This is a genomic window from Undibacterium paludis (assembly GCF_022568815.1).
GTDB lineage: Bacteria > Pseudomonadota > Gammaproteobacteria > Burkholderiales > Burkholderiaceae_D > Undibacterium.
This window is the reverse complement of the sequence record NZ_JAKZHX010000014.1, coordinates 47,730-72,498: the sequence shown is the minus strand read 5'-3', so window position 1 is coordinate 72,498 and position 24,769 is coordinate 47,730. Positions and strand designations below refer to the sequence as shown.

The window sequence follows — 24,769 nt, the reverse complement described above, 5'->3', positions numbered from 1 at the left end:
ATTTTTGAACTGACAACAACTGACAACCATATGCGCCGTCCTGCTGGCTGGTGTCATAGTCACCGCACTGTGCACCGTCGCTGGAGTCCTGTTCATCTGGCGCGCCACCAGGGCTTGAGAAGCCTAAACCAGGGGACTTGCCTTATTTGCGCTCTGTACCCTTGGTACGCAGGTCTTCGCGCTGTTTCTCATATTGCTCGTAGCTGGTCTTGTTTTGTGCCAGACAGCTCTTGCGATCGTTCCAGTCCTGCAGCTTTTCACACTGACGCTGATTGGCATCCTGCTGTATGTCATAGACAACGGCGCAGGCAGTCAGGCTGAACGGGAAAGACAGAATGATCGACAAAGCAAGAAATTTCTTCAACATGACACAATATTCCTGAAACATTAAGTGCAGTAAGCCGGCGTTAATAACACGATAGATTCATGTTGTGTGCTTTTAGTTCCATATTTACCAATAAAAAATCCCTCGCTTCCAACAGGGCGGGGGATTTTTTACGGTCAATAAAGACGAACAGTCTTATTCTTTTTCAAACAAATTGCCCAGACCACCAAGCACCGAGCCTTGCTCACCACCATGGCTACCACCGATTTTTGATGCACCGACGATACGGTTGGCCAGGCGTGCGAGCGGTAGCGATTGCAGCCAGACTTTGCCCGGGCCACGCAAGTGTGCAAAGAACATGCCTTCACCACCAAACAAGGCCGTTTTAACACCACCGACAAATTTGATGTCGAAATCCACTTCCTGGGTGAAGGCGACTACGCAGCCGCTATCAACACGCAGGGTCTGGCCAGGGTGCAGGGTCTTTTCTATGATCGCACCACCGGCATGCACAAATGCCAGGCCGTCACCTTCAAGTTTTTGCAGGATAAAACCTTCGCCGCCAAAGAAGCCCGCACCCAGGCGTTTTTGAAAGGCGATCCCAAGCGACACGCCCTTGGCAGCACAAAGGAAGGCATCTTTCTGGCACAACAGGGTGCCGCCTAGCTGGTCCAGATGCATGGGAATGATTTTGCCGGGATAAGCAGCACCAAAAGCAACTTTCTTTTTGCCCACGCCACCATTCATGAAGACGGTGGTGAACAGGGATTCGCCTGTGACCAGACGTTTGCCAGCGCCCAGCAATTTGCCAAAAATACCGGTCTGGCCAGCAGAACCATCACCAAAGATGGTTTCCATCTGTATGTCATCTTCCATATAGAACATGGCACCGGCTTCACCGATGGCAGCCTCGCCGGGATCAAGTTCGACTTCGACGAATTGCATATCGTCGCCAAAAATTTCGTAATCTATGACATCCATTGCCATGGTCGTTTCCTTGCTTTCTTTATGGTTGGTCAGCACTGCAATGCCTGGCATTCTAGGGAAATTCCGACGAACTTGGTAGTACTTGCGAGCGGTAATATGTTGTAGAAATTACCGCCACACGGATGCCAACAGCTCAGGCAAGCAAAGCTGACGTGATCACCACACGGGCATATTCGTCCTGCAAATTGGTCATTGCATGGACATGTACCTCTTCTGCTGATTGTGGCCTGCCTTTGATATCAATTCTGTCGAATGCAAAGCAGGCATCGGCGACCACGGTCGTAGCAAATCCCAGATTACTGGCCGTGCGCGCACTGGCTTCAACAGAATTATTGCTGCTGACACCGACCATCACCACGCTCTTGATACCGCGCACATGCAACCAGCGTTCCAGCCCCGTATTGAGAAAGGCATCGGTAATATTTTTTTCGACGATATGCTCACCCTGATACGGCTTGAAACTGTCCTGGAATTCATTACCGGGCTGCCCCGGCCAGAATACTGACTGTGGGTTCAACGACATATGTCTTACATGCACGATGGGTGCACTGGCAGCCCGCCAGGCCGCCAGTATCTGGCGCATATTGTCTTCTGCCTGCGGGTTGTTCCTGGTACCTGATTTGGGATCGGCCATGCCACGTTGCATATCGATGATGATCAGTGCTGTGTTGTGTTTATCCATTATTCTCTTTCAACTCAAATAACCGGTTTGCAGTGCCCTGGCCCAGTCATGACGACCACGCAATATGGCCAGTTGCACCATATCCTGCCAGGCATAAGGTATGGTCATCAGGGACGCAGTCCAGCCCGTCTGCGTTTTTTCCAGGATGGCATAACGCGCATCGGGCGAACCGGATTCAACCACATGCGGGTAGGGGTAATCATCTTCATAAGCTGGCTGGCCGACACTGCCGGGATTGACGATGAGTTGCCCCTGTGCTGTACGCACACTGCGCGCCACATGGGTGTGGCCACAGGCGATCACTTCGGCCCGGACCTGTCCCAGACGCTCTGTTATTTCAGCCAGACTGGCATTTTTTTCTGCTGTCTGCAATAAGGTCGTCACGTCCCTGTCCGGACTGCCATGACAAAGCAGGACTTGCTCATTGAGCTGATGCACAGGCTTCAGTGTGGCGATCCAGGCCAGGTGTTCGGCACTTAATTGTGCATGGGCATAACGGTCACTGAAACCGGATTTTTCATTGAGTTCCAGTATCTGCCTTTCGTGATTGCCGGCCAGATGTATCCAGCCCGATTGCAGCATCAGAAAATCAGCAGTTTCCCTGGGCAGCAAGGGGCCGGACAGGCTGTCGCCGAGATTGACGATCAGATCTACGGCCCGCAATTTGATATCAGCAACGACTGCCTGCAATGCCGCCAGATTGCCATGTATGTCTGAAACCAAAGCGATACGCATGACTCAAGTCCTCATTCAATCCAGGTGTTTATAGAAAAAAGTGGTAGCGCAAAATTCACCGTCAGGCATCAATGCATATTTAGGCACGACGCCGGCATGCTGCCAGCCAGCACGCGCATACAGGCGCTCGGCATCACCGCCTGTTACCGTATCGAGCACCAGCACGGTCTTGCCAGCCAGCCTGGCCTGTTCATCGAGTGCTGTCATCAGGGCTTGCGCCACGCCACGTCGTCTTGCCTTTCTGTGCACCAGCATCTTCGCCACATCGGCCCGGTGCGGCTGATTGTCAGGCAGCGCGGTGATCAATTGTACCGTGCCAACGATATCGTCGCTTTCATCCCTGGCAACCAGCAGGATACGTTCATTGCGTGCAACTCCATCAGCCACGCCCTGCCAGAATTGCAGGGCACGCCCCCTTGGCAAGGGCCACATGAAGCTGACGGACGCGCCGCCAGCAACGCAATCCATCAGGACATCGGCCAGCGCATCAATACTGGCTTGCGCCTGCGCGGCATCAAGAACCTCTACACGAATTGCTGTGGACATGATTTGCTCCTGTAAAAATGACTGCGGTTCAGTTTTTGCAAAGCGCAACCATGTAGCGCGCTGCCTGTTTGCCAGGGTTGTAATAACTGATGGCCTGATCAAGTTGCATGGACAGGCAGTCGCCAGCCTGCAAACGCCAGCTTTGATCACCGACGGTGAGTTCCATCTCACCCTCCAGTATCCAGACTTGCTGATGTATGTCGACATCGCGGTGATAGCTGTCATAGCTGACCCGCTGCCCGGCAGGGAAAAACACGTCAACCAGTTGTATCGGTGCCGGCAGATTGGGGGAGACATTGCGTCGCTGGTAACCTGACTCAGGATCAGTCCATATCTGTTGATCTGCCAGCCGGGACAAAGGTGAAGGCGGTACATGAGCCGCACGCTCTTCGAACAAAGAAGCCAGGGATACGCCCAGCCCCACTGCCAGCTTGTCCAGCACGGCGGCAGTGGGACTGCTCTCAGCCCGCTCTATCAGGGAGATATTCGAGCGGCTGACACCACTGCGCCGTGACAATGCATCCAGTGACAGTTTTTGCTGATCGCGTAATTCACGTACACGACGGGCGATAAGAGTATTGATATCCATAATTCCATTATACGAGAAATATAAATCCTGTAAACTGGAAATTATAGGAAATATTACCCTGGCCTGCTTAACTGCCGGCAAGCTGCCTGATGGCGGCAATCAGGCAGTCAAGATCTTCCAGACTGGTATACAGGTGCGGCGTGACGCGCACGATCTGGTGTCCATCAAGTTCACGTGTCACGGTAAATATCTTATGCTCCTGCATCAACTTGTCCACCACATATGCGCCAGACCTGCCGTCTATGCAGAAACCGGCTATCGCACACGAACGCTCAGGCGCTGTCGGCACCATGATGCGTACGCCAGGCAGGCCTCTTACCTGCCCGAGCCAGTATTGAGTCAGGTAACGCAGACGTGCTTCTTTATTGCGTGAACCTATCTGCTGATGAAAACGCAGGGCATCCAGTACAGCCAGTATATTTGCCGGGGGTACGGTGCCAACCTGGCTGAATTTGAAAATTTCATCTTCGGCAAATTTGGTATTACCAAACAGCGGTGCAATCTCTGCCACCCTGTGTTTGCGTATGTACAGCATGCCCACACCAAGAGGCGCGCCCAGCCACTTGTGCAGGTTCACGGCGACAAAATCTGCCCTCAGGTCCGGCATCCGGTAATCAAGCTGTGCAAAGGAATGGGCTGCATCCACCATCACTTCTACACCGTGACGTCTGGCCATGGCTGTTATCCTGGCGACCGGCATGATCTGTCCTGTTCTGTGCACGATATGGGTAACCAGGATCAGCCTGGTTTTTGCCGTGATTGCCTGCTCATACTGCTGCACGATTTCTTCATCATTGACCGGGTCAAACGGCAGGCGCAATTGCACCAGCCTGATATTCTTTTTGTGTTCCAGCATTTGCAGGGTATCAATGACGATATCGTAATCATGGCTCGCCAGTATGACTTCATCACCAGCCTGCAAGGGGTAACCTTGCAGCAGTATATTCATACCTTCGATCAGGTTGCGTGTCAGGACCAGTTCACCATCATCTGCACCACAAAATTCCTTCAGGGCCTGCATGACTTCCACAAACAGCGGCGCATAACGCACCCGCAAGAAGTAAGAAGTCTCGGCATTCACCTGCGCCTGGTAGCGCTGGAAGGCCTCAAAAACAGGGCGCGCCTGCACACCGAAATAACCGTTTTCAAGATTGATGAATTCAGGTGAAACAGCATATTGCGCGCGGATGCCGGACCAATAGGCCTCATCATCAGCGGCAATGACGGGTAAATTGCTGGACAAGACAGACTCCTTTTCAATTTTTATGAGAGACAAGCATACGCCATGCCTGCTGTAAAACAGATCGCCGACGGAAAAAGAAGTTCCGGCTAGCCTGCAACTTCTGTCATCTGTTGGTCATAATTGGCTAATTCCCGCCGCATGCAGCAAGATTCTTGCATTCTGTGCATAGCTCCTCTAGCATGGAGTGCTTAACTTTCACGCACTTGCCATGTCCGCTTTACCCGAATTGAAAGAACTGGAACGGATTATCACCCTTGGCCGCGGCCAGGTAGAAGTCGAGGTATTGTGCGAGGTCTCGCTCAAGCACAGGCAGTTCCCCGTTTACAAGCTGGCCCTGGGCAATCCTGATCCGCACTTGCCGGCCATCGGTTTCTTTGGCGGCATCCACGGCCTTGAGCGCATAGGTACGCAAGTCCTGCTGTCTTTCTTGCGCGGGCTGTTGGCGCGGCTGGCCTGGGACAAGAGCCTGCAGCACATGTTGCAGGATGTGCGGTTGGTGTTCATGCCGCTGATCAACCCGGGCGGCATGTGGCAGTCGACACGCTGCAATCCGAATGGTGTCGACCTGATGCGCAACGCCCCTGTCGACGCCAGTGACAAGGTGCCTTTCCTGCTTGGTGGCCATCGCTACAGCCCGCGCCTGCCCTGGTACAGAGGGGCGGCAGGCAAGGACATGGAGGTGGAAAACCAGGCCCTCTGCAAGGTCGTGCATGAAGAATTATTGCCGCGGCCCTTCAGTCTGGCGATAGACTGTCATTCCGGTTTTGGCTTGCGTGACCGTGTGTGGTTTCCGCATGCGCACAGCGTGCACCCCATCGACCACCTGGCTGATATCCTGGCGCTGGAAGAACTGTTCCAGCAAACCCACCCCAACAACTCTTATCTGTTTGAGCCACAGAGCCTGCAATACCGCACCCATGGCGATATCTGGGACTACCTGTATCTCCAGGCGCAGGCCGACAAGGGCAAGACCTTCTTGCCTCTGACACTGGAGATGGGGTCCTGGCTATGGGTGAAGAAAAACCCACGCCAGTTATTTTCACGTCACGGCATGTTCAATCCCGTGGCGGAACACCGCTTGCACCGGGTCTTGCGCAGGCATAATTCCTGGCTCGATTTTCTGATGCGCGCCACTTGCGGCCATGCACAATGGATGGCGAAAGGCCCAACCCGTCTGCGCCTGCAAGAACGTGCCGTTGCACGCTGGTACAGACCATGACAAACTGGATACTGTTGCGCGGATTGATGCGCGAAACACGTCACTGGGGTGACTTCCCGCAGCGATTTCAGCAAGACACAGCTGCTGAACGTGTGCTTTGCCTGGACTTCCCCGGCAACGGTCAATTGCATGAACAGAACAGCCTGACCTCCGTCGAAGCGATGGCGGATTTTTGTCATACGCAACTGGCGATGCATCAGGTACAGGGACCGGTAGCGATACTGGCTGTTTCGCTTGGTGCGATGGCAGCACTGGCCTGGGCAAAAAAATATCCTGATGACATCAGTCATCTGGTGTTGATCAATACCAGTGTAGCGCCGCATAACCCGTTTTATCACAGGCTGCGGCCCGCAAATTACCCCGCCCTTTTGCTCACCATGCTGTTTGGTTCTGCACTGGCGCGTGAAGGACTGATCTTGCGTATTACCAGCAATCTGCACACCGGTGCGCAGGCTCTGGCCATCAGTCGTCAGTGGTCGGGTTATGCGCTGGAACAGCCGATCAGGCTGATGAATATCTTGCGCCAGCTGTTTGCCGCCATGCGCTTCAGGGCACCGGCGCAGCTAGGGAAAATCCCGCTGCTGATGCTGGCCGGCGAAAATGACAAACTGGTCAACGTGGCTTGCTCGCGCACGCTGGCGGCTCTCTGGAATTGCCCTTTGCAAGTCCATGCGCAAGCCGGACATGACCTGCCGCTTGATGATGGCGCCTGGGTGATCAGGCAAGTGCTGGACTGGCAAAAGCAACTCAATCCTGCGCCAGCTCCGCAATCAGAAAGTCTATCAACACCCTGACACGCAAAGGCAGGTTACGGTCACGCGGATACAGCAACGAAAATGGCCGCGTCCGACCACCATATTCCTGCAAGACCTCGATCACTGTGCCATTGCGCAACTCTTCTTCGACCATGAAGCGCGACGTCTGTAACAGACCTGCCCCATGTTTTGCCAGGGTCACTGCGGCCAAAAGATCTTCGGAACAGGTCAGGCTGCCGCTGGTCGGCCAATCTATATCCACGCCATCGCGCCGGAACAGCCAGATAATGTTTTGCCCTGCACTGGGCAAGACAAATTGCAGGCATTCATGCTGCGCCAGGTCTTCCAGTGTCTTCGGTATGCCCGCGCGCCTCAGGTAATCCGGCGTGGCGAAGACAGCCACCGGACTGTCTTCAAGCTTGCGCGCCACCAGGCCAGAGTCTGGCGGTATGCGGCCACGTATGGCCAGGTCAAAGCCATCAGCCGTAAAATCGATATTACGATTGCTCAATTGCAGATCCAGCCTGACTAGCGGATAACGCGCGCGGAATTTGGCGATCAAAGGCAAGACCCGCAAATGCCCGTATGGCGTGGGCATGCTGATGCGTACCAAACCAGCCGGTTCCATCTGCTGCCCCGACACTTCGCGTTCAGCCTCCACCAGTTGATTGAGGGCCTGGCGACACTGGATGAAATAGGCGCGCCCGGCTTCACTCAGGCGTATCTGCCGGGTAGTGCGCACGAACAGGCGCACGCCTATGCGTTCTTCCAGCCTGGCGATCGAACGGCTGACTGCCGCTGGCGTCAGGCCTGCGGCATTAGCTGCATCCTTGAAACTTTCCAGCTCTGCCGCCAGGCAAAACAACTCTATGCTGCCGAGTAAAACGTCGCCAAATTGTCTTTTCACATTACACCATGTAATTTATCAAGTAACTTTTAGCTAGTTTATCAATTATTTTGCATGGCATACCATGCGGCCATGCCTTGAACTTGCTTGGCAACTCAGGGCTGCCATTCAAACCTCAACGAAAGTCATTCCATGAAACTCTATTTTTCTCCTGGCGCCTGCTCATTGACCCCGCATATCATCCTGCGCGAAGCAGGCCTGGATTTCAGGTTGCAAAAAGTCGATACAGGTAATCACACTACCGGTGATGGCGTGGATTTCTACAGCATCAACCCCAAGGGCTACGTTCCTGTGCTGGAACTTGACGACAATCAATTGCTGACTGAAGGTTCCATCATTGCCCAATACCTGGCAGAGCGTGCTGGAAAAACTGATTTGCTGCCAGCCACAGGCATGGCACGCTACCGGGTGCTGGAATGGCAAAACTACATTACCTCGGAATTGCACAAATCCTTTGCCCCCTTGTTTGACGCGGCGATGAATGCTGAAGTCAAGGCCGTTTTTTCTGCCCGCCTGCACAAAAAGTTCAGCTGGGTGGACAGCAAGCTCGCTGGCCTGAGCTATCTGACGGGTGAGGTTTTCACGGTAGCAGATGCCTATCTGTTCGTCGTCACCGGCTGGGCAAAATATGTGAACCTGGACTTGAGCGATCTGCCAAACCTGCAAAAATTCATTGCCACCGTCAAAGCACGGCCCGCAGTCAAAGCCGCCATGCAAGCCGAAGGCTTGCCAGCCTGAAGCATAGATTGACAAGGAGTTGCCATGCCCTATGTACACATACAGGTAACACGTGAAAATGTGACGGCTGCACAAAAGGCCGAACTGATCGCCGGCACGACAGACTTGCTGGTCCGGGTGCTCAATAAAGACCCGGCTACCACCTTTGTTGTCATAGAAGAAGTGGATACTGACAACTGGGGTGTAGGCGGTTTGCCGGTCGTACAATGGCGACAGGCAAGGCAATAAAATCGGACTGAAACCGGGCTGGCAAATCCTGTCAGCCCTTGCTCTTTTGGAGAATCGCAATGGAAACTGTTTACCCTGACATCATCGCCGTCCTGAACAGGTATTTTGATGGTCTGTACCTGAGCGACACAAACATACTGGCCACCGTGTTTCATCCTTCGGCACATTATTTCTGCGCCACCGATGGCAAGCTGTTGCATCTGGACATGCAGCAATACTTTCCCGTCGTCGACAAACGTCCCTCGCCGGCCAGCCGCGATGAAGTCAGACGCGACCGCATCGTCTCGCTGGAGATAGCCGGACCGGTCACCGCCTTTGCCCGTGTGGAATGCGCCATAGGACCAAAGTTTTTTACCGACTTTTTAAGCCTGGTTAAACTGGATGGCAGATGGCAAATCATTTCCAAAGTGTTTCACTATGAATTACATGATGCCTGAAGCGCTGTCACATAATCGCTTGAAAATTCAGGATGCAACATAGAAGAAATTAGCTTATAAGATTTTTTTTGCAATAAGTTGTACACTGGTCGGCACTGCAGGTCAGTTGCAAGACTCTGTGGCGCGCTCAGCAAGATCCAGAGCGGATGGAAAGATTGTTTTGCACCAGGCCAGAATGGCCTGCCGAATAAATTTCTTGCCCTGACATCATGCCCAACTCAAGCAACCCGGCCGAGCGACATGCTCTGGCGCGAACACCGCTGCATATCATACGTGAACTGGAAACCGGCCTGCTGGCCGACAGAGCCCATACTTCACCCAAGTATTTTTATGATACCGTCGGCTCGGTATTGTTCGAAGCAATCTGCGTGCTGCCCGAATACTATCCCACCCGTACCGAAGCAGAAATATTCAGCACCCACATGGCTGACATGGCGCGCGTGATAGGCTCAGGCGGCTGCCTGATCGATCTTGGCGCCGGCAACTGCGCCAAGGCTGCCAGGTTGTTTCCGGTCTTGCACCCTGACCAGTATGTGCCTATTGATATCTCCGTCCAGCATCTGCAGGATGCCGTTACCCGCTTGCAGCAACGCTTCCCGCATATAGAGATGACGGCGCTGGGTCTGGACCTTGCCCACGACTGGGTCTTGCCGACAGAAGTGCGTAAAGACAAGCGTCTGTTCTTTTACCCGGGTTCGTCGATCGGTAACTTTGAGCCGCATCAGGCACTGGCATTTCTGCGCCATTTGCGCGCCGCATGTGACCGCGACGGCGGCATACTGATCGGTGTGGACCTGATCAAGGACAAGCCTCTGCTTGACGCCGCCTATGCCGACAGCCTGGGCATCACAGCTGCCTTCAACCTGAACCTGCTACGGCATATCAACCAGTTGTTGCAAAGCGATTTTGATGTTAGCCAATGGCAGCATGAGGCTTATTTCAACAGCGTGAAATCAAGGGTGGAAATGCATTTGTGCGCCAAGGAAAACCTTCGTGTGAACTGGCCAGATGGTTACAGGAATTTCATACAGGGTGAACATATCCACACCGAGAACAGCTATAAATACAGCATAGACAGTTTTAGCGCCTTGCTGGCGGAAGCCGGTTTTTCCAATGCCTGTCATTGGACAGACAGGCAGGGCTGGTTTGCCGTCATGTATGCCAAAGCTGCCTGAAAAGATCAGACATCAACCCATGCAAAATCCAGAATTATTCGAACGCTGGCAACAGGTACGTCAACGCTCAGTCGCCCTTGCAGCACCTTTGTCAGCCGAAGATTGCGCGGCGCAATCGATGCCAGACGCAAGCCCCGTCAAATGGCATCTGGCGCATACCAGCTGGTTTTTTGAAACCTTCATACTGGAACAGTTTGAAGACGGCTTCCAGGCCTTTCACAGCGATTTCAGGGTGCTGTTCAATTCTTACTATAACGGTGTCGGTGAAAAACATCCGCGACCGCAGCGCGGCCTCCTGACCCGTCCATCACTGGAAACAGTGCAGGCTTACCGCCTCAACGTCGACGAACGCATGCAGCGCTGCTATGCCAGTAAATCTGATGACCTGCGCTTGCGCCAGCTGCTTGAACTGGGTTTGCAACACGAACAGCAGCACCAGGAACTGATGCTGACTGATATCAAGCATTTGCTGTCCTGCAATCCGCTCCACCCCGCCCTGTATGCCGGCCCGCCACAACTGGACAAACCGCTAGCCGCTTCTCATACGCTGTGCTGGCAAGACTATGAAGCCTGTCTGTGTGAAATTGGCCACAACGGCAAGGGTTTTGGCTTTGACAATGAAGGTCCGCGCCACCGGCAATTCCTGGAGCCTTACCAGCTTGCCACACGCCTGGTTACGAATGCTGAATACCTGGCCTTCATCGAAGACGGCGCCTATCAAAACCCTGCCCTGTGGCTGGCAGAAGGCTGGGACTGGATACGTAACAATGACCTGCGTCACCCCTTGTACTGGCACTATGATCATCAGCAGGGCTGGCAGGAATTTGGCCTGCATGGCTTGCAGCCATTATTGCCCGACCAGGCGGCAGGTCATCTCTCATTTTATGAAGCGAGTGCCTATGCGGCATGGGCAGGTTCGCGTCTTCCCACTGAAGCAGAATGGGAAAATGCCGCCGCACTGCATGAACAGGAAGGACAGCTCAGCCAGTTATTTGATTATTGCTGGCAATGGACCAGCAGCAGCTACAGCCCCTACCCCGGCTTCGCTGCCGCTACCGGCGCCATTGGCGAATACAATGGCAAATTCATGGTCAATCAATACGTCTTGCGTGGCTCCTCCTCATTTACTCCGGCAGGGCATAGCCGCATCAGCTACCGCAATTTTTTTCCGGCGACAGCACGCTGGCAACTGAGCGGACTACGCCTGGCCCGCTCACTGAATGAAGAGGAAGCATAAGCATGCCTACCGCAACATGGAAAAACACCGTCATCGCCAAAGCGACAGACGCAGAAGTCGTCATCGTGGAAGGCAATACCTATTTCCCGCTGAGCAGCGTCAGGCAGGAATACCTGCGCGACAGTGACAAGCACACTGTCTGCAGCTGGAAGGGTACGGCCAGTTATTACGACATCGTCGTCAATGGTGAAGTCAATGCCGATGCTGCCTGGTATTATCCGGCACCCAAGGACGCCGCCAGACAGATCAGCGGCTATGTGGCATTCTGGCGCGGCGTGAACGTCTCGCCCTGATCAGCAGGGCGAGTTTTCAAGAAGCCTGCATGTATCAGGGGAAAGCCGGTATATGTGGTTCCACCCCGCCATAACGATAAGCTGGATGCCTGGTCGCAATCAGCTCTTCTATCTGTTTGACCTTGCCTAGCGGTACATCAACGATCAGCAGGACCTTGCCAGAGTCTATTTCTTGCATGAAAGGTTTCAGGCGTGAATTGGGGATGGCGGCAGCGGCCATGCCTGACACCCAGGAACCAAAGAACGCACCACCTATCGCCGCAACCAGCAAAGCGATGGTACGCATCTCCAGACCTTCCGGCGGAAAAACCAACAGCAATGTACCAGCCAGCAAACCAGCGCCGGCACCGACCACCATGCCAAGCTCCATGCCGTGGACGAGGTCGGTTTTCTGGAAAAAACTGGCTTCCGGCATGTCATGTGGCAAATTGTCTTTTGCCATGAAATGGATGTAGCGCTCTTCTACGCGTGCCAACAACAACTCATCAAGCATGGCCCTGGCACTGGGAATATCGGGAAGCATGAAATAAAGACGACGGCGCATAATGGCCTCCTGTAAGCGGCTGATGACAGGAGGTTTCACAATGAAGATTGCACGCAGGAAAAAGGACAGGCAGCATGCTTAGCCTCCTGCTTAGTTATAGCAAAGAATAGCTAAAGATTAAAGCTCAATACCCATTTTTACTTGAGAACCACGACTCTTACCTTAAGCTTTGCTCAGCAAAGCCTTTTTTACCGACCTTATTGAGCCAGACGCTTGGCTGCCAGGGCATTGCCAGCCCGGCTGACAGCCTTGCGCCCCAGATGTGCAGAGATGAATTGCCCGGCATCAACCACCTGGTCGAGGTCTATCCCGGTCCTGACACCGAGTCCCTGCATCATGAACAGGACATCTTCGGTCGCCACATTGCCCGTCGCCCCTTTGGCATAAGGGCAGCCGCCGAGGCCTGCAACCGATGAATGGAAGATGGAAATACCGACTTCCATACTGGCATAGATATTCGCCAATGCCTGACCATAGGTATCATGGAAATGGCCGGACAAGGCATGGATGGGGAAATCCTGCGCCACCCGCTGCATGACCGTCTGGACCTGCCTGGCTGTGCCCACACCGATGGTGTCGGCGATATCGATCTCGTCACACCCAAGATCGCGCAAACGCCCGACCACATCGGCCACACTGGCCACCGCTACTTCACCCTGATAAGGGCAACCGAAAGAGCATGAAATACTGCCACGCAGGCGTATCTTGTTTTGTTTGGCCGCCTGCGCCACATCGCGGAAACGCTCTATCGATTCTGCGATGGAACAATTGATATTCTTTTGTGCAAAAGCTTCCGACGCCGAGCTGAAAATCACGACTTCATCAGCGCCGGCTGCCAGGGCTGCTTCAAAGCCTTTCATATTCGGTGTCAACACCGAATAAATTACACCAGGCTTGCGCGTGATGCCTGCCATGACTTCTGTCGAGGTCGCCATTTGCGGCACCCATTTTGGTGATACAAAAGAAGCGGCTTCTATATTGGCAAACCCGGCGGCAGTCAGGCGATTGACCAGTTCTATCTTGACCTCGGCCGCAATGCTTTCTTTTTCATTTTGCAAACCATCACGCGGTCCGACTTCAACGATTTTGACTTGCTGTGGCAATGCTGAATTCATCTGTTTTGTCCTGTGGGCAGAGTATGCGGCTTATTTACCTCATTCAAGCCTGACCGGCTTGCTGGTGCAAATTGCATGTTGGGCTATGTTGTCTAGCCATATTTTACCCCTACTTGCGACGAAGTTGACCTACCCCGTATTTCTACCTTCCTGCTGCAATGCTGATCAAAACACTTGCACTACCGATACCCCCAGCCTGCTGAAGTGAGGGTCCAGTCTTTCTGCCAGCTCAGGCAGGTTATAGCTCGGCACTTGAGGATATAAATGATGCTCAAGATGATAAGAAAGATTACATAGCAAGGCGGGGATGATCTTGCCTCGCAGACTTCTGGCCTGGCCAAGCAGGGCAGCGCTGGGTTTGTAATGTGGCAGCCATGCTGTCGTAACCGGATACAGACAGCTACCGGTCCAGACGAAAACGCAGTAAGTCAACGGGGCGGCACTCCACTTCAGCAATAAAATCGCAAACAATAACAACAGGACGGCCGCCATCAACTCGGCCAGCATCCAGCGTTTTTGTGAGGGACTGTGCGCCAGTCCATAGGCATGCAACCAGTGCCGCGGCAGATACAAGGGGCCAGCCAGCAATGCACCGGACAAGCTCAGATGTGCCGGACTACCTTCAAAATCATCATCTTCCAGACAATGACTATGGTGATGCAGATGCGCCTGGCGAAAAGCATGACCACTCTCAAGCAATAACAGGCTCATGGCGAATAGCCACCAGTCATTGGTACTGGGTTTGAAGCCGGCAGCGCCATGCAAGACATCATGGGTAAAGGTGACCGATACCAGAAAATGCGCAACAAAGATGGCTGGCAACACCAGATAGTATCGTGCCTCAAAAACCCAGACATAGGCGGCCAGCGTAACGAATGGCAGAACAGGCCACAATAATCGCTGGGCGCGACTGGCAAGCAGCAAGTCCTTACCCAGACTGCTCAGATTGGGCAAGCCCGCTGCACGACGATTCAATTGACCGGTGTGGGCATGGGACTTTGGCGAATGCGATATGGCGATGGTGTGCCCGACAGACTCGATTGCTCCGGTCAGCTCAGCATAGGGCAGATTGGCAGTGTTGATCATCATGGTTCCCCCGCTTAGCTGGCAAACAACTTGCGAGCGAACAGCAATGCATAGCTGATCATGATGATTTTACTGATCTGTTCAGTCTCCCCCCATTGCCAGCGCTGCATGGCCAGGGAAGTAGCGTCCCGTATATGACCTAAAACAGCGAATGGCATACGGACTATCGGAAAAAACATGAATGAAACAAACAACAAAGCCAGCGTCAGCCAGTGAGCACCAGGGATAAGACTGGCAATCATGAAAGCCAGATAAACGGACAAACCCTGGGCAACCCTGTAGCCCGACAATAAGAAACTATTACGTGGGCTCAATTTTTCGGGGCGAAAGCCATGTATGTGCATGGAAAAATTAAATTTTTCACCTTTGACTTTGGGAACACCAAACAAGACCAGCGACAAAATACCATGGGTGATCAGCAGAGAAAAATCCAGCCACAGGCAATTTTTGATGTTGGCGCTGATTAAAAATTGCAGCACTGGTGTGACCAGCATGGCCCAGGCCAATAGACGGTTAAGCCTGACCCAGTTAGCGCGTGTCAGCAAATGAAAACTACGGTATCTGTATGGAGTAGGAATCATGATCAATCCTGATTGCAAAGGTTTTTATCTATTTCTTTTTGCGGCAAAACTATCGTCAAAAAACGTCTTGCCTGATCATGTATTCGCAAGGGCTATGCCAGCCAAAAATTCTCCATAACTTATTGTTTTATAAGGAAATTCAAACAAAGCCTCGGCAACAGCTGTAAGTTTGCTATATAGTTGACTGAAATTCACTATCAAGTTAGTTGACAGTTAACTGCCATGGATGCCTACAAGATTTATTATTTTTCGCTCGCACTGCAAGGTCTGATCAGCACCTTGCTGGCCATCTGGCTATGGGTAAAAGCAGGCCAGCAACCAGGCATGAAGGCCCTGGCCCTGTTTTGCATGAGCATAGGTTTATGGGGTAGTGGCCAGTTGGCCATCAATCTTGGTAATGACAGTGTCAGTCAGTTTGGTAAACTGCTGGTCAATACCGGCCCCTTGAATGCGGTGTTCTTCCTGCATTTTGTCTTGAGCTTTCTCGGGCGCCTGCGACGTTCGCACATCATTGCCTGGTATATGCTGGCCGTGGTGTTGATCGCACTGATCGCTTTTTTTGATATGGGCAGCCTGGTACCCTGGCTGGGATTCAAGCATTTTTATATATTCCCGGCCTGGGGCTGGATACCCGGTATTTTTGTCAGCGGGCTCAGTATCTGGGCCTATATCCTGCTGATGCTGGAATGGCCGGCGGCCACAGATAAAAAGCGCAGGCAGATTACCGCCCTGTGCCTGGCCGGATTGTGGGGCTCCGGTTCTACACTGATGTTTTTGAATGCCTCGTTTGGTATTGATATCTTCCCGTATAGCGTTATCCTGCTGCCTTTTTACGCCGTGCTGCTGGTGTTTGGCATACTGCGTTACGACATCATGGCAGTCAATTTATGGGCTAATCGTCTGCTGGTCTGGCTGGCCCTGGGAGTAGCAATGGTCGCTACTGCCGGTTTACTACTGAGCCTGCTGGCACAAACCGGCTTCAGCCCCCTGGCTGCGCTGCCCCTGTGGCAATTGTGGTTGCTCGGCACCGCCATGCTGACGATTACGCTTAGCCTGGAAAGACCTACCCGCAGCCTGATGGAAAAACTGATATTCCCCGGTGCGCAACTCGATGCCAGCGTACTGACAGTATGGCGCAAGCAACTGGAAGCTGCCAGCACCTGGCAAGAACTGGCCGACGTGGCATCCGGCCTATTGCAAATACATTTGCGGCAACCCATGCCCGTCCTGCTGGCAAACGAGCCAGGTACAGACATCAGCAAACCTGAACAAACCTGTGTCTTGTTCTTTAGCCAGCACAGCCAGGCCAGCGGGCAGGATGAATGGCATTACACCCTGCATGGCTGGGAAGGCGCCACACCCGGGGTACAAAGAGCGGGCGCGGTATTTGGCGACTTGCTGGCAGCAGCGGCTGGCCGCCTTGACCAGTTGTTACGCTATGCTGCACAAGAAAACCAGCGCCTGCAACAATCCCATTTGCTGGAATTGGGTGGACTGGCGGCCACGGTCGCCCATGAATTACGCAACCCCCTCAATATCATCAGCATGGCTACCGTGTCCTGCCCGGCCGAGGTACGTAGTGATATCCGTGAACAGATAGAGAGAGCCGATCACCTGATCCAGGATTTGCTCAGCTATTCCGGGGAAATCAGGCTGCATTGCCAGCCGCTGGATTTACAAGAATTGCTCAGGCCAGTCATCACGACTTTCACCACACAAGGCCAGAACACCGGCATTACCATAGAGACTGCCTTTGACCATGCTTTCTGCTTGCTGGCAGATCGCCTGCGGGTCGAGCAGATATTCAATAATTTGCTCAATAATGCCTGCGCCATGCTACGTGGCCGCAATGATCCGCGCATCCGCATAGAGGCACAACAACCAAGCGATAGCCAATTGCTGAGAATACGTATTTGCGATAACGGTCCTGGCGTGCCCGCCGAGCTGATAGTCAATCTGTTCCAGCCTTTCAAGAGCCGTCGTCCCGGTGGTACCGGCCTCGGCCTGGCCATAGTACGAAGGATGGCCGAAGCACATGGAGGCAGCGTCGCCCTGGTCAATTGCCCGGGCTGGAATTGCTGTTTTGAACTTTACCTGCCTCTGGCAATTTCAGTGAAATCTATAACATGAACAATATAAACACACAGACCATACTGCTGGTCGATGATGAACCAGCTTTTCAACGCCTGTGCGGCAACTGGCTGGCCAGCCTGGGCTATATCGTCAAACTGGCAGCCACGGCAGAACAGGTGGAAGAACTGGTCGCCAGTAATGACTTTGACCTGGTCTTGCTTGATCTGGCCCTGCCACCATCTTTTACGCCTGATGAAGGCCTGGCCTTGTTACCAGGTCTGGCGCCAGTGCCAGTGGTGGTAATGACCGGTCATGCTGATCGTGAACTGGCTTTACGTGCGATTGCGCTTGGCGCCTGGGATTTCTTGCCCAAACCGCTGGACCCGGACATTTTGCGCGTGGTGGTGGAAAGGGCAATGAGCAAACGCCGTCTTGAGAAAGAACTGGCAGAGTGGCGTAACCGCGCCGCCCCCGACGACAATACCATGGGCTTGCTGGGTATCAGCAATGAACTCAGCGAGTTGCGCTCGCTGGTAAGGCGTATCGCGCCTACCGATGTGCCAGTGATGATCACCGGCCCCAGTGGTACCGGCAAGGAATTGGTAGCGCGTGCCCTGCATGCCCACGGCAAGCGCGCCAGTAAACCCTTTATCGCCGTGCATTGCGGCGCAATACCGGCAGAATTGTTTGAGAGTGAATTATTCGGCCATTGCAAGGGTAGCTTTACCGGAGCTGACCGTGACCGCAAGGGCCTGATCGCCGCTGCGGATGGGGGTACCCTGTTCCTCGATGAAGTTGGCGAAATGCCACTGGCCATGCAGGTCAAGTTGCTGCGCTTTTTACAATCCGGCAGTTTTTTTGCCATTGGCGCCCGTGCCGAACTCAGCGTCGACGTGCGCATCGTCGCCGCTACCAATCGTGACCTGGCGGTGATGGTAGAAGAAAAAAGTTTTCGCGACGACTTGTACTATCGCCTGAAAGGCATACAAATGCGCACTACGTCCCTGGCAGACAGAGCCGAAGACATCGCCCTGATTGCCCAGTCCATCGCTGCCCGTGCCAAGCCAGCAAAGCGCCTGACCCCGGCTGCGCTGGAATGGCTGAGTTCCCACCCCTGGCCCGGTAATGTGAGGGAATTGCAGCACTGTCTGCAAACCGCTTCAGCCCTGGCGGGCGACTTGCCGGACATTGCTGTCGATGACCTGGCCCTGGCCTGCGGTGAAGTCGCTGACCCGCCGACCGCTACAGCAAGTGGTTTGCTCGAAGAACAAGTGGCCACCCTGGAAAAACGCCTGATACTCGCAGCCCTGGACGACAATAAACACAACCACACCCATGCTGCAAAGCAACTTGGCATTTCCCGCGTTGGTTTACTAAACAAAATGCGCAGATATGGCATGCGTTGAACTGGCAAGCCAGGCTTTTAAGGTGCAGAATATTTGAACACAAGCTTTATTTTCTACTTGTCGACAACGTCACCATCAGGGTTAAAGTCAATTATTCCTGCCATGTAGATCCTGGTTGTTGCCAATTTTTTTGCCGGAGGGGCTATGAGCATCAGCTTGGTCAGTCAGCAGGGCTTAAAATTATCACAGCTGTATGTTGCCCCCAAAACCCCTGACAGCTACTTTTACGAACAGTTCAAGGCAGCCTATGCAGGCTATGCGGACGAACAGGCAGGTATCGACAGCAGCCTCGCGCTGGCGTCCAATGGCGTGCCTGATCAGGACAATAAACCTTCGGTCATGGGTGATCTCTATTCAGAAATGGCCAGGCGGCGCGGCACCAGCGCGCAAGATACCCTGGCCTATGCCTGCATACTTAACCAGGCTTACAACAGCAATGGCATCAGCGATCCCCAGGGTTTCCTGAAAAACCTTTCCGCATATCAACTCGCCGTAGTACAACACGTACATGGCCTGGCGGAGACCATCAACACCTCTACTCTGAGCAGGGAAGGCGCAACCAATCTGCTATTACCAGATGGCTATAGCGTCGATCTCAGTCATAATCATCAGGAAGAAATCGGTGCAGCCATCACCATGCATTTCCCGCCGCGTGATGCGCCAGCAGAATTCCTGCAAGCCTGGGCCAACATGGTGGATGACATGGATGAAGACGATGTCATGACCTACAGCCTGATCATGCATAGTGCCATATTTGGCAGGGCTGGCAGCGGTGAGCAAATCAAGCCCGCTGACCAACATGTCAGCGACAGGCTGGATACTTATCGTGACATCGTTCTGAACGCGCTGAATTTTCTGACAGAGACACCGTCTGGAAAACCAGGCGGCCAGCACACCAAAGACCTGGCTTTTTATACCAGGCTGCAAGATCTTCTTGATCGTCAATGAAGTGCTGAAAAGATACGGCTCAGATGCAGGACCGGCACGGTTTTGCCACCTTGTTCAAAACAGGATATGGCCAGGTCACGCCATGCCGGATTTTCGTCATCCAGGCTAGCGGCCTGTCCGTCATCGACATACACACGTACAGGTGGTGCAGCCAGGTGTATCGCGCCCAGACCCGCTGTCTTGCCATCACTATCAAGGTAAGCAACCAGGGCCAGTATATTGCCTTCACAAGCCTCACCACCAACGCAGATGGGTAACTGCATGACAGGTACGGCCCGTTTCTGCCAGAAGATCACTTCACGCATATGGGGCGGTGCCAGCGGTACTGTAAAACTATCCGTACCATCGATGATCTGTATCAGTTCGCGCTGACCAATAGCAACACGTTTACCATCGCCAACATCCAGCATCCAGGCGTTTGCACCAGCCATGTTTAGCTCCTCCCTTGCTGCAAGACCTTAGCCATGGCGCCAAATTGCAGCAAGTGACTGGTGTCACTGATGCAGGCCAGCCCTGATTCAAACTGCATTAAAGCCCGTACCGGTGTATTGGCGGTCCGCATGGCGACGGGCAGGGAATAGTCCTCAGTCCCTGGCTGCTTCAATACCCTGACATCATCACAGAGTAGGCCAAGAAAACCTTTGCCTGTCGCCAGCATCACACACGCACGCCGCCCAGGGGCCAACACATCCATTGCGGTAAATTCACCATCGAGGCACAACACCGGCCAGTTTTGCCCCAGATAGGCAATCTGCCCTATGGCAGGCGCCAGTGTTTCGTCACGCCTGACATCAGCAGCCGATTCCACGGCACAGACTTCTCCCTGCGGCAACATCAGTTGCAACTCATCGATGCACAGCAATATGCGATTGCGCACCTCTTGCTGCATGCCCGGCATCATTGCACCCATGATCAGACTCCTGTATTGCCAGTGAGACGGTTGATATGCTGGAGCAAGGCATCTGCACTGAAGGGCTTGACCAGGTAAGCATCGACACCAGCGGCGTCACCTTGCTGCCGGTGTTTTTGCGTGGAGCGCGAAGTGATCATGATGATAGGAATATGTTTGGCCAATTTGCGTGCACGTACATGGCTGGTCAGTTCCAGGCCATTCATGCGCGGCATTTCCATATCCACCAGGATTACGTCGGGCAACTCTTCATCAATACGGGCCACTGCATCGAGGCCGTCAATGGCGGTACGTATCTCATATCCTGCATCACGCATGATTTGTGCAGTAGCACGCCGTGCAGAGAGGGAATCATCAACAATCAGCGCAGTACGCACATGGCTGACCTGCGCAGCGGTATCAGTGGACACAGAGACATAAGCCTCGTCCACGGCAAACTCCTGCCTGGTTGATGCTCTCAGCAGTTCAGGCAAATCAATGACAGGTGCGACGCTGCCGTCACCGAGAATGACCGCGCCGATGGTGCCCTGTATCCGCGGCACATAGCGGCCAAATTTCTTGACAACGACTTCGCGGCCATCCACCAGCTCAGGCACCTGGATCGCACAGGTGGCACCCGTATCCGTACTGATCAGCAATACAGGGTAACCATAGCTGTGTGCGTCTTTTTGCCTGGCCGGCATATTCAGCAACTGTTCGAGCTTGAGCAATTTATGTACGGCATCGCCGACGCGATATACCTGTTGATCAGCGATCATGTCTATCTGTGCATCAGTGATGTAATGGATGTCGATGATGCGACGGCTGGAGATGGCCATCATGTTGCCACCTACACGCGCCATCAAGGTATGTTCAGACAAGAGACTGGCTGGCAGGCGCAATTCCACCACCAGGCCCTGGCCGGCGACAGAGCGCAGGTTCAGTGAGCCTTTCATTTCCAGAATACGCGCATGCACCATGTCCATGCCTATGCCGCGTCCTGAAGTCTGGGTACTGATCTCTCGGGTGGAGAATCCCGGCATCAGTATCAGCCGGGCCAGTTCTTCTTCTGACAGGATACGGTCAGCACTGATCATCCTGCGCTTGATTGCTGTACGGCGTATGGCTTCATAGTCCAGACCGGCGCCGTCATCCTTGCAGCGCACGACGATGGAACTGCCTTCGCGGGCGAAGCTCAATTCTATCTGTCCGATTACAGGTTTTCTTGCTGTGTGCCTGGCACCCGCATCCTCTATGCCATGATCCACCGCATTGCGCAAGATATGCATCAGGGGATCGGTCAGATCATTGAGCATATTGCTGTCGATATTGGTATTGGCGCCGAGTATGTTGAGGTTGACCTGCTTGTCCAGCAAACGGCAAGTCTGGCGTACGCTGCGCTGCAGACGCGAGACGACAGTAGTAACCGGCACCAGGCGGGTACGGATGACGGCATGCTGGTTTTCCATTTGCAGGCGGCGCTGCACTTCCAGCAATTCCGCCAGACCCTTCAACTGTTCATCGATGTGGTTGGACATCTCGAACGCATCGGTACGCGCTTCCACCAGTTGCGCTGTAATGGTATGCAGCTCGCTATACCGTTCAAATTCCAGCGGATCAAAATCACCGTCATGCGCGTTGATGCTGGCCATCTTTTGCGGACCAGCCATACCACGTACATCAACCAGGGTTTCCAGGTCGGCAATCAGTTTCTGGAACAGGATGTCATGTTTCTGTATGGCCTTGGACTGCTTCTGTGTCTGCTTCAATTGCTCCTGGATTTGCGCATTCGAGATGACATTTTCACCGGCCAGCCGCAGCAATTCATCAATGACCTTGGCAGGCACGCGCAGCATGGGTTCAGCTGCATGTGAACCTGGTTCCACCAAATCCAGTACCACGCCGCCGGTCTGCATTTCCGCGGAAGGCTGCTTCTGATCGACAGCATCATCCTCTGTGACCAATTTGATTTGCTCCACTCCCGACTCACCGTTGCGCATCAGGCGCGCATGGTCACAGACTTGCTGCAGGATTTCCTGTGCCTGTTCCGGCACGGAACCGCTGCCCATGACAGCTTCGCCCATGGCTTCAAGGCAGTCGCCAGCCTCGGTCAGCAAGTCCGCCAGATCCTTGTCGGGCAGGCTGCGCGTGTTGCCAAGACCTATCAGCAAATCTTCAAGGTGATGGGTCAGATTGGCGATACCTGCCACGCCCACGGTGTTTGCTGCTCCTTTCAGCGTATGCGCTGCGCGCTTGGCTTGCTCGATATCCTGCATGCTGCCGGTGCCACTGGAAAATTTTTCTATGGCCGACGTAAAGTTATTCACCTGCACAGGCAATTCTTGCAGCAGCCCATCAAACAGTTCTGTATTCAAATCATCGGGCAGTTGCAAGGACACATCGCTGGCTGTGACGACGATGGCCTCTTCAGTTCCTTCGCCCTCGGCGACAGTCACCTGCACATTGATCAATTCAGCAAACAGGTTTTCACCGGCTGGCGGCGCATCACCAGCGGGCCAGGCAGCGTCAAGCACCAGACTCAGTAATTCCAGGGCAGCCACTTCATCTGTGGGTTGCTGCAGATAATTGAGCAAACGTGAAGGCAATTCACCGAGCAAGGCATGCTGCTGATCGTCTGGCGCACCGTTCACCGAGGCAACACGACTGGCAACGATACCCAGCAATTGGTTCAATGCGGTCAGGCCGACGGATGCGGCGGTTGACCCTACGCGTACCAAAGCATCAACGTAGTTTTGTTTGGCCAAAGCCAGCTTCTCCTGATCAGCTGTCATGACTGCTGCCAGGTCTTCTGCCAGCATGTCACTCATCAGGCCAAATTCCTTGGCAAACAGATGCAGCATGTCTTCACTGATTTCCTGCCCGGCCACATAGCGATGTTCAAAACTTGTGTCGTTTGGTTCGGGTTCCGTCTGTGTCAATAGGTCTGGTGTTTCCTTATTCCATACAGGGTCATAAATCACATCGAGCAAGCCTGCTACCAACTCGGGATTTTCCGGATCAGCGATCCCATCCATCAGCATCAACGGGAAGCGGTTCAGGATGGCCAGTTCGGTTTCATCCAGGGTCTGCCGGGTTTCTGAACGCATGCTGACAACATCCGCAAAACCATGAGAAGCATCGGCAATGGCATGCATCGCCAACTGGGACGCACAGGTGGAAAAGGCCTGTAGCTGGGCTGCATAACATTGCAGGGTCGTGGTATCGCTTTCACCACCATGGCCAAAATTCTCATCGGCAGCCAGGGTCATGACCAGGGCATCAATGGCATCATGCAGGCCAGAGGACAAATTCAGATCCATGGACTGTTCAATTTCCGCATCCAGTACATCCGTTACGCTGATATCCTGGGTTTCTGCCACGGTTTCCGGCCCCGGTGCTGGCACCGGATGCGTATCTTCGCCGCGATGACTATTGGAATTTTCACTGGCGCCAGCGTCTGCATTCGTAACTGTGTTTGCATCGACACGATTTACTTCTGCTTCACCTTCCACATTTTTTTCACTCACAGATTCCACAGACGGCACCAGAAACAGCGGCGGTGGGTCTTCACTTTCATCAACCGGTGTCAAAGGGTCGGTGTTGAGCAACTGCCTTAATTCATTGCTGTCGATCTGACTCAGGGGCAAAGGCCAGCTGGCAGTCGACAAATGGGTAATCAGGGTTTCTATGTTCTTGTCACCATGGTTCAGCGCGTGGCTTGCCAGCAGGTCTGGCCATTCATTAAGCAGGCAGTACTCTTCTTCACTGAGATGACGATTCTGGTTATGCAGGCTGATCAGATTACGCTCTATCAAAGCACAGACCCAATGCAGACCAGGCATGTCTGCCGCTGAAGCAGCCGCACGGATGCGACGTAACTGCTCTATATAACAGGCCAGCGCGCGCGTGACTTCACTGACATCGGTCGAATGAACAGTATCGGCTTCAAGGGCATTGAACACTTCGTCCAGGGCGCCGAGAACAATATGGCTGAAATCTGTAGCATGGTTTTCTAGCTGTTCCATATCGCC

At 53.6% G+C, this 24,769-nt stretch carries 26 protein-coding genes; 11 read left to right on the top strand and 15 right to left on the bottom strand.

Annotated features, from left to right (window positions below; genetic code table 11):
• Window positions 1-142: 142 nt before the first annotated feature.
• From LZ463_RS22395 to LZ463_RS22365, 7 genes are all read right to left on the bottom strand, one after another.
• Entirely contained in the window at window positions 143-367 is a 225-nt protein-coding gene (locus LZ463_RS22395) for a hypothetical protein (RefSeq protein ID WP_241458517.1), read from the bottom strand.
• 153 nt (window positions 368-520) lie between these two features.
• Complete coding sequence (locus LZ463_RS22390; RefSeq protein ID WP_241458598.1) at window positions 521-1,312, bottom strand: TIGR00266 family protein; 792 nt, start codon at window positions 1,310-1,312, stop codon at window positions 521-523.
• Between the two features lie 133 nt (window positions 1,313-1,445).
• The gene (locus LZ463_RS22385) at window positions 1,446-1,994 is read right to left on the bottom strand and encodes a cysteine hydrolase family protein (RefSeq protein WP_241458516.1); all 549 of its coding nucleotides are present in this window, start codon (window positions 1,992-1,994) and stop codon (window positions 1,446-1,448) included.
• A 9-nt stretch (window positions 1,995-2,003) separates the two neighbouring features.
• On the bottom strand, window positions 2,004-2,729 hold the full coding sequence (locus tag LZ463_RS22380; RefSeq protein WP_241458515.1) for a metallophosphoesterase family protein: 726 nt from the start codon (window positions 2,727-2,729) through the stop codon (window positions 2,004-2,006).
• Window positions 2,730-2,744: 15 nt separating this feature from the next.
• Window positions 2,745-3,275 (bottom strand): GNAT family N-acetyltransferase, encoded by a 531-nt coding sequence (locus tag LZ463_RS22375; protein WP_241458514.1) that lies wholly within the window; start codon window positions 3,273-3,275, stop codon window positions 2,745-2,747.
• Window positions 3,276-3,303: 28 nt separating this feature from the next.
• On the bottom strand, window positions 3,304-3,864 hold the full coding sequence (locus tag LZ463_RS22370; RefSeq protein ID WP_241458513.1) for a helix-turn-helix domain-containing protein: 561 nt from the start codon (window positions 3,862-3,864) through the stop codon (window positions 3,304-3,306).
• A gap of 67 nt (window positions 3,865-3,931) precedes the next feature.
• Window positions 3,932-5,107, bottom strand: coding sequence for an aminotransferase class V-fold PLP-dependent enzyme (locus tag LZ463_RS22365; RefSeq protein ID WP_241458512.1), 1,176 nt, complete (start codon window positions 5,105-5,107; stop codon window positions 3,932-3,934).
• Window positions 5,108-5,315: 208 nt separating this feature from the next.
• Between LZ463_RS22365 and LZ463_RS22360 the strand changes: the two genes are divergently transcribed.
• Together LZ463_RS22360 and LZ463_RS22355 are read left to right on the top strand one after the other, a co-directional pair.
• Window positions 5,316-6,326, top strand: a complete 1,011-nt coding sequence (locus tag LZ463_RS22360) for a M14 family zinc carboxypeptidase (RefSeq protein WP_241458511.1) — start codon at window positions 5,316-5,318, stop codon at window positions 6,324-6,326.
• Window positions 6,323-7,120 (top strand): alpha/beta fold hydrolase, encoded by a 798-nt coding sequence (locus LZ463_RS22355; RefSeq protein WP_241458510.1) that lies wholly within the window; start codon window positions 6,323-6,325, stop codon window positions 7,118-7,120. Before LZ463_RS22360 ends, LZ463_RS22355 begins: the two co-directional genes overlap by 4 nt.
• On the opposite strand, the gene LZ463_RS22350 is transcribed toward LZ463_RS22355, so the two are convergent.
• Window positions 7,074-7,988 (bottom strand): LysR family transcriptional regulator, encoded by a 915-nt coding sequence (locus tag LZ463_RS22350; protein WP_241458509.1) that lies wholly within the window; start codon window positions 7,986-7,988, stop codon window positions 7,074-7,076. The two genes, LZ463_RS22355 and LZ463_RS22350, sit on opposite strands and share 47 nt — an antisense overlap.
• 132 nt (window positions 7,989-8,120) lie before the next feature.
• On the opposite strand from LZ463_RS22350, the gene gstA reads away from it, so the two are divergent.
• From gstA to LZ463_RS22320, 6 genes are all read left to right on the top strand, one after another.
• Window positions 8,121-8,726 carry a glutathione transferase GstA gene (gene gstA, locus LZ463_RS22345; RefSeq protein WP_241458508.1) on the top strand — a complete coding sequence of 202 codons (606 nt, stop codon included), beginning with the start codon at window positions 8,121-8,123 and terminating at the stop codon, window positions 8,724-8,726.
• A gap of 24 nt (window positions 8,727-8,750) precedes the next feature.
• Entirely contained in the window at window positions 8,751-8,954 is a 204-nt protein-coding gene (locus LZ463_RS22340; RefSeq protein ID WP_241458507.1) for a tautomerase family protein, read from the top strand.
• Window positions 8,955-9,013: 59 nt separating this feature from the next.
• Window positions 9,014-9,391 carry a nuclear transport factor 2 family protein gene (locus LZ463_RS22335; protein WP_241458506.1) on the top strand — a complete coding sequence of 126 codons (378 nt, stop codon included), beginning with the start codon at window positions 9,014-9,016 and terminating at the stop codon, window positions 9,389-9,391.
• Between the two features lie 209 nt (window positions 9,392-9,600).
• On the top strand, window positions 9,601-10,566 hold the full coding sequence (gene egtD / locus LZ463_RS22330; RefSeq protein ID WP_241458505.1) for an L-histidine N(alpha)-methyltransferase: 966 nt from the start codon (window positions 9,601-9,603) through the stop codon (window positions 10,564-10,566).
• Between the two features lie 19 nt (window positions 10,567-10,585).
• Window positions 10,586-11,803, top strand: coding sequence for an ergothioneine biosynthesis protein EgtB (gene egtB / locus LZ463_RS22325; RefSeq protein ID WP_241458504.1), 1,218 nt, complete (start codon window positions 10,586-10,588; stop codon window positions 11,801-11,803).
• 2 nt (window positions 11,804-11,805) lie between these two features.
• A complete protein-coding gene (locus tag LZ463_RS22320) occupies window positions 11,806-12,096 on the top strand; it encodes a DUF427 domain-containing protein (RefSeq protein WP_241458503.1) in 291 nt (96 codons plus the stop codon).
• Window positions 12,097-12,130: 34 nt separating this feature from the next.
• On the opposite strand, the gene LZ463_RS22315 is transcribed toward LZ463_RS22320, so the two are convergent.
• From LZ463_RS22315 to LZ463_RS22300, 4 genes are all read right to left on the bottom strand, one after another.
• A complete protein-coding gene (locus tag LZ463_RS22315) occupies window positions 12,131-12,640 on the bottom strand; it encodes a DUF1269 domain-containing protein (protein ID WP_241458502.1) in 510 nt (169 codons plus the stop codon).
• 197 nt (window positions 12,641-12,837) lie between these two features.
• The gene (locus tag LZ463_RS22310) at window positions 12,838-13,755 is read right to left on the bottom strand and encodes a hydroxymethylglutaryl-CoA lyase (RefSeq protein ID WP_241458501.1); all 918 of its coding nucleotides are present in this window, start codon (window positions 13,753-13,755) and stop codon (window positions 12,838-12,840) included.
• A 165-nt stretch (window positions 13,756-13,920) separates the two neighbouring features.
• On the bottom strand, window positions 13,921-14,844 hold the full coding sequence (locus LZ463_RS22305; RefSeq protein WP_241458500.1) for a fatty acid desaturase family protein: 924 nt from the start codon (window positions 14,842-14,844) through the stop codon (window positions 13,921-13,923).
• 11 nt (window positions 14,845-14,855) lie between these two features.
• Window positions 14,856-15,422, bottom strand: a complete 567-nt coding sequence (locus LZ463_RS22300) for a hypothetical protein (RefSeq protein ID WP_241458499.1) — start codon at window positions 15,420-15,422, stop codon at window positions 14,856-14,858.
• Between the two features lie 222 nt (window positions 15,423-15,644).
• On the opposite strand from LZ463_RS22300, the gene LZ463_RS22295 reads away from it, so the two are divergent.
• The 3 genes from LZ463_RS22295 to LZ463_RS22285 all read left to right on the top strand — a co-directional run bounded on the left by LZ463_RS22295 (window position 15,645) and on the right by LZ463_RS22285 (window position 19,849).
• On the top strand, window positions 15,645-17,552 hold the full coding sequence (locus LZ463_RS22295; RefSeq protein ID WP_241458498.1) for a sensor histidine kinase: 1,908 nt from the start codon (window positions 15,645-15,647) through the stop codon (window positions 17,550-17,552).
• Window positions 17,549-18,901 (top strand): sigma-54-dependent transcriptional regulator, encoded by a 1,353-nt coding sequence (locus LZ463_RS22290; RefSeq protein WP_241458497.1) that lies wholly within the window; start codon window positions 17,549-17,551, stop codon window positions 18,899-18,901. The genes LZ463_RS22295 and LZ463_RS22290 overlap by 4 nt, the downstream gene beginning before the upstream one ends.
• A 144-nt stretch (window positions 18,902-19,045) precedes the next feature.
• Complete coding sequence (locus tag LZ463_RS22285; RefSeq protein ID WP_241458496.1) at window positions 19,046-19,849, top strand: hypothetical protein; 804 nt, start codon at window positions 19,046-19,048, stop codon at window positions 19,847-19,849.
• On the opposite strand, the gene LZ463_RS22280 is transcribed toward LZ463_RS22285, so the two are convergent.
• From LZ463_RS22280 to LZ463_RS22270, 3 genes are read right to left on the bottom strand one after another with little or no spacing between them, the layout of a single operon-like run.
• Complete coding sequence (locus tag LZ463_RS22280; RefSeq protein ID WP_241458495.1) at window positions 19,843-20,280, bottom strand: hypothetical protein; 438 nt, start codon at window positions 20,278-20,280, stop codon at window positions 19,843-19,845. The genes LZ463_RS22285 and LZ463_RS22280 overlap by 7 nt on opposite strands.
• A 2-nt stretch (window positions 20,281-20,282) precedes the next feature.
• A complete protein-coding gene (locus tag LZ463_RS22275) occupies window positions 20,283-20,759 on the bottom strand; it encodes a hypothetical protein (protein WP_241458494.1) in 477 nt (158 codons plus the stop codon).
• Between the two features lie 2 nt (window positions 20,760-20,761).
• Window positions 20,762-24,763, bottom strand: coding sequence for a hybrid sensor histidine kinase/response regulator (locus tag LZ463_RS22270; RefSeq protein WP_241458493.1), 4,002 nt, complete (start codon window positions 24,761-24,763; stop codon window positions 20,762-20,764).
• Window positions 24,764-24,769: the final 6 nt, after the last annotated feature.

Excerpts from the sequence above, each read along its gene's own strand:
- LZ463_RS22395 (WP_241458517.1), bottom strand. The coding sequence starts at position 367 with ATGTTGAAGAAATTTCTTGCTTTGTCGATCATTCTGTCTTTCCCGTTC.
- LZ463_RS22390 (WP_241458598.1), bottom strand. The coding sequence starts at position 1,312 with ATGGCAATGGATGTCATAGATTACGAAATTTTTGGCGACGATATGCAA.
- LZ463_RS22385 (WP_241458516.1), bottom strand. The coding sequence starts at position 1,994 with ATGGATAAACACAACACAGCACTGATCATCATCGATATGCAACGTGGC.
- LZ463_RS22380 (WP_241458515.1), bottom strand. The coding sequence starts at position 2,729 with ATGCGTATCGCTTTGGTTTCAGACATACATGGCAATCTGGCGGCATTG.
- LZ463_RS22375 (WP_241458514.1), bottom strand. The coding sequence starts at position 3,275 with ATGTCCACAGCAATTCGTGTAGAGGTTCTTGATGCCGCGCAGGCGCAA.
- LZ463_RS22370 (WP_241458513.1), bottom strand. The coding sequence starts at position 3,864 with ATGGATATCAATACTCTTATCGCCCGTCGTGTACGTGAATTACGCGAT.
- LZ463_RS22360 (WP_241458511.1), top strand. The coding sequence starts at position 5,316 with ATGTCCGCTTTACCCGAATTGAAAGAACTGGAACGGATTATCACCCTT.
- LZ463_RS22355 (WP_241458510.1), top strand. The coding sequence starts at position 6,323 with ATGACAAACTGGATACTGTTGCGCGGATTGATGCGCGAAACACGTCAC.
- gstA (WP_241458508.1), top strand. The coding sequence starts at position 8,121 with ATGAAACTCTATTTTTCTCCTGGCGCCTGCTCATTGACCCCGCATATC.
- LZ463_RS22340 (WP_241458507.1), top strand. The coding sequence starts at position 8,751 with ATGCCCTATGTACACATACAGGTAACACGTGAAAATGTGACGGCTGCA.
- LZ463_RS22335 (WP_241458506.1), top strand. The coding sequence starts at position 9,014 with ATGGAAACTGTTTACCCTGACATCATCGCCGTCCTGAACAGGTATTTT.
- egtD (WP_241458505.1), top strand. The coding sequence starts at position 9,601 with ATGCCCAACTCAAGCAACCCGGCCGAGCGACATGCTCTGGCGCGAACA.
- egtB (WP_241458504.1), top strand. The coding sequence starts at position 10,586 with ATGCAAAATCCAGAATTATTCGAACGCTGGCAACAGGTACGTCAACGC.
- LZ463_RS22320 (WP_241458503.1), top strand. The coding sequence starts at position 11,806 with ATGCCTACCGCAACATGGAAAAACACCGTCATCGCCAAAGCGACAGAC.
- LZ463_RS22315 (WP_241458502.1), bottom strand. The coding sequence starts at position 12,640 with ATGCGCCGTCGTCTTTATTTCATGCTTCCCGATATTCCCAGTGCCAGG.
- LZ463_RS22310 (WP_241458501.1), bottom strand. The coding sequence starts at position 13,755 with ATGAATTCAGCATTGCCACAGCAAGTCAAAATCGTTGAAGTCGGACCG.
- LZ463_RS22305 (WP_241458500.1), bottom strand. The coding sequence starts at position 14,844 with ATGATGATCAACACTGCCAATCTGCCCTATGCTGAGCTGACCGGAGCA.
- LZ463_RS22300 (WP_241458499.1), bottom strand. The coding sequence starts at position 15,422 with ATGATTCCTACTCCATACAGATACCGTAGTTTTCATTTGCTGACACGC.
- LZ463_RS22295 (WP_241458498.1), top strand. The coding sequence starts at position 15,645 with ATGGATGCCTACAAGATTTATTATTTTTCGCTCGCACTGCAAGGTCTG.
- LZ463_RS22290 (WP_241458497.1), top strand. The coding sequence starts at position 17,549 with ATGAACAATATAAACACACAGACCATACTGCTGGTCGATGATGAACCA.
- LZ463_RS22285 (WP_241458496.1), top strand. The coding sequence starts at position 19,046 with ATGAGCATCAGCTTGGTCAGTCAGCAGGGCTTAAAATTATCACAGCTG.
- LZ463_RS22280 (WP_241458495.1), bottom strand. The coding sequence starts at position 20,280 with ATGGCTGGTGCAAACGCCTGGATGCTGGATGTTGGCGATGGTAAACGT.
- LZ463_RS22275 (WP_241458494.1), bottom strand. The coding sequence starts at position 20,759 with ATGGGTGCAATGATGCCGGGCATGCAGCAAGAGGTGCGCAATCGCATA.
- LZ463_RS22270 (WP_241458493.1), bottom strand. The coding sequence starts at position 24,763 with ATGGAACAGCTAGAAAACCATGCTACAGATTTCAGCCATATTGTTCTC.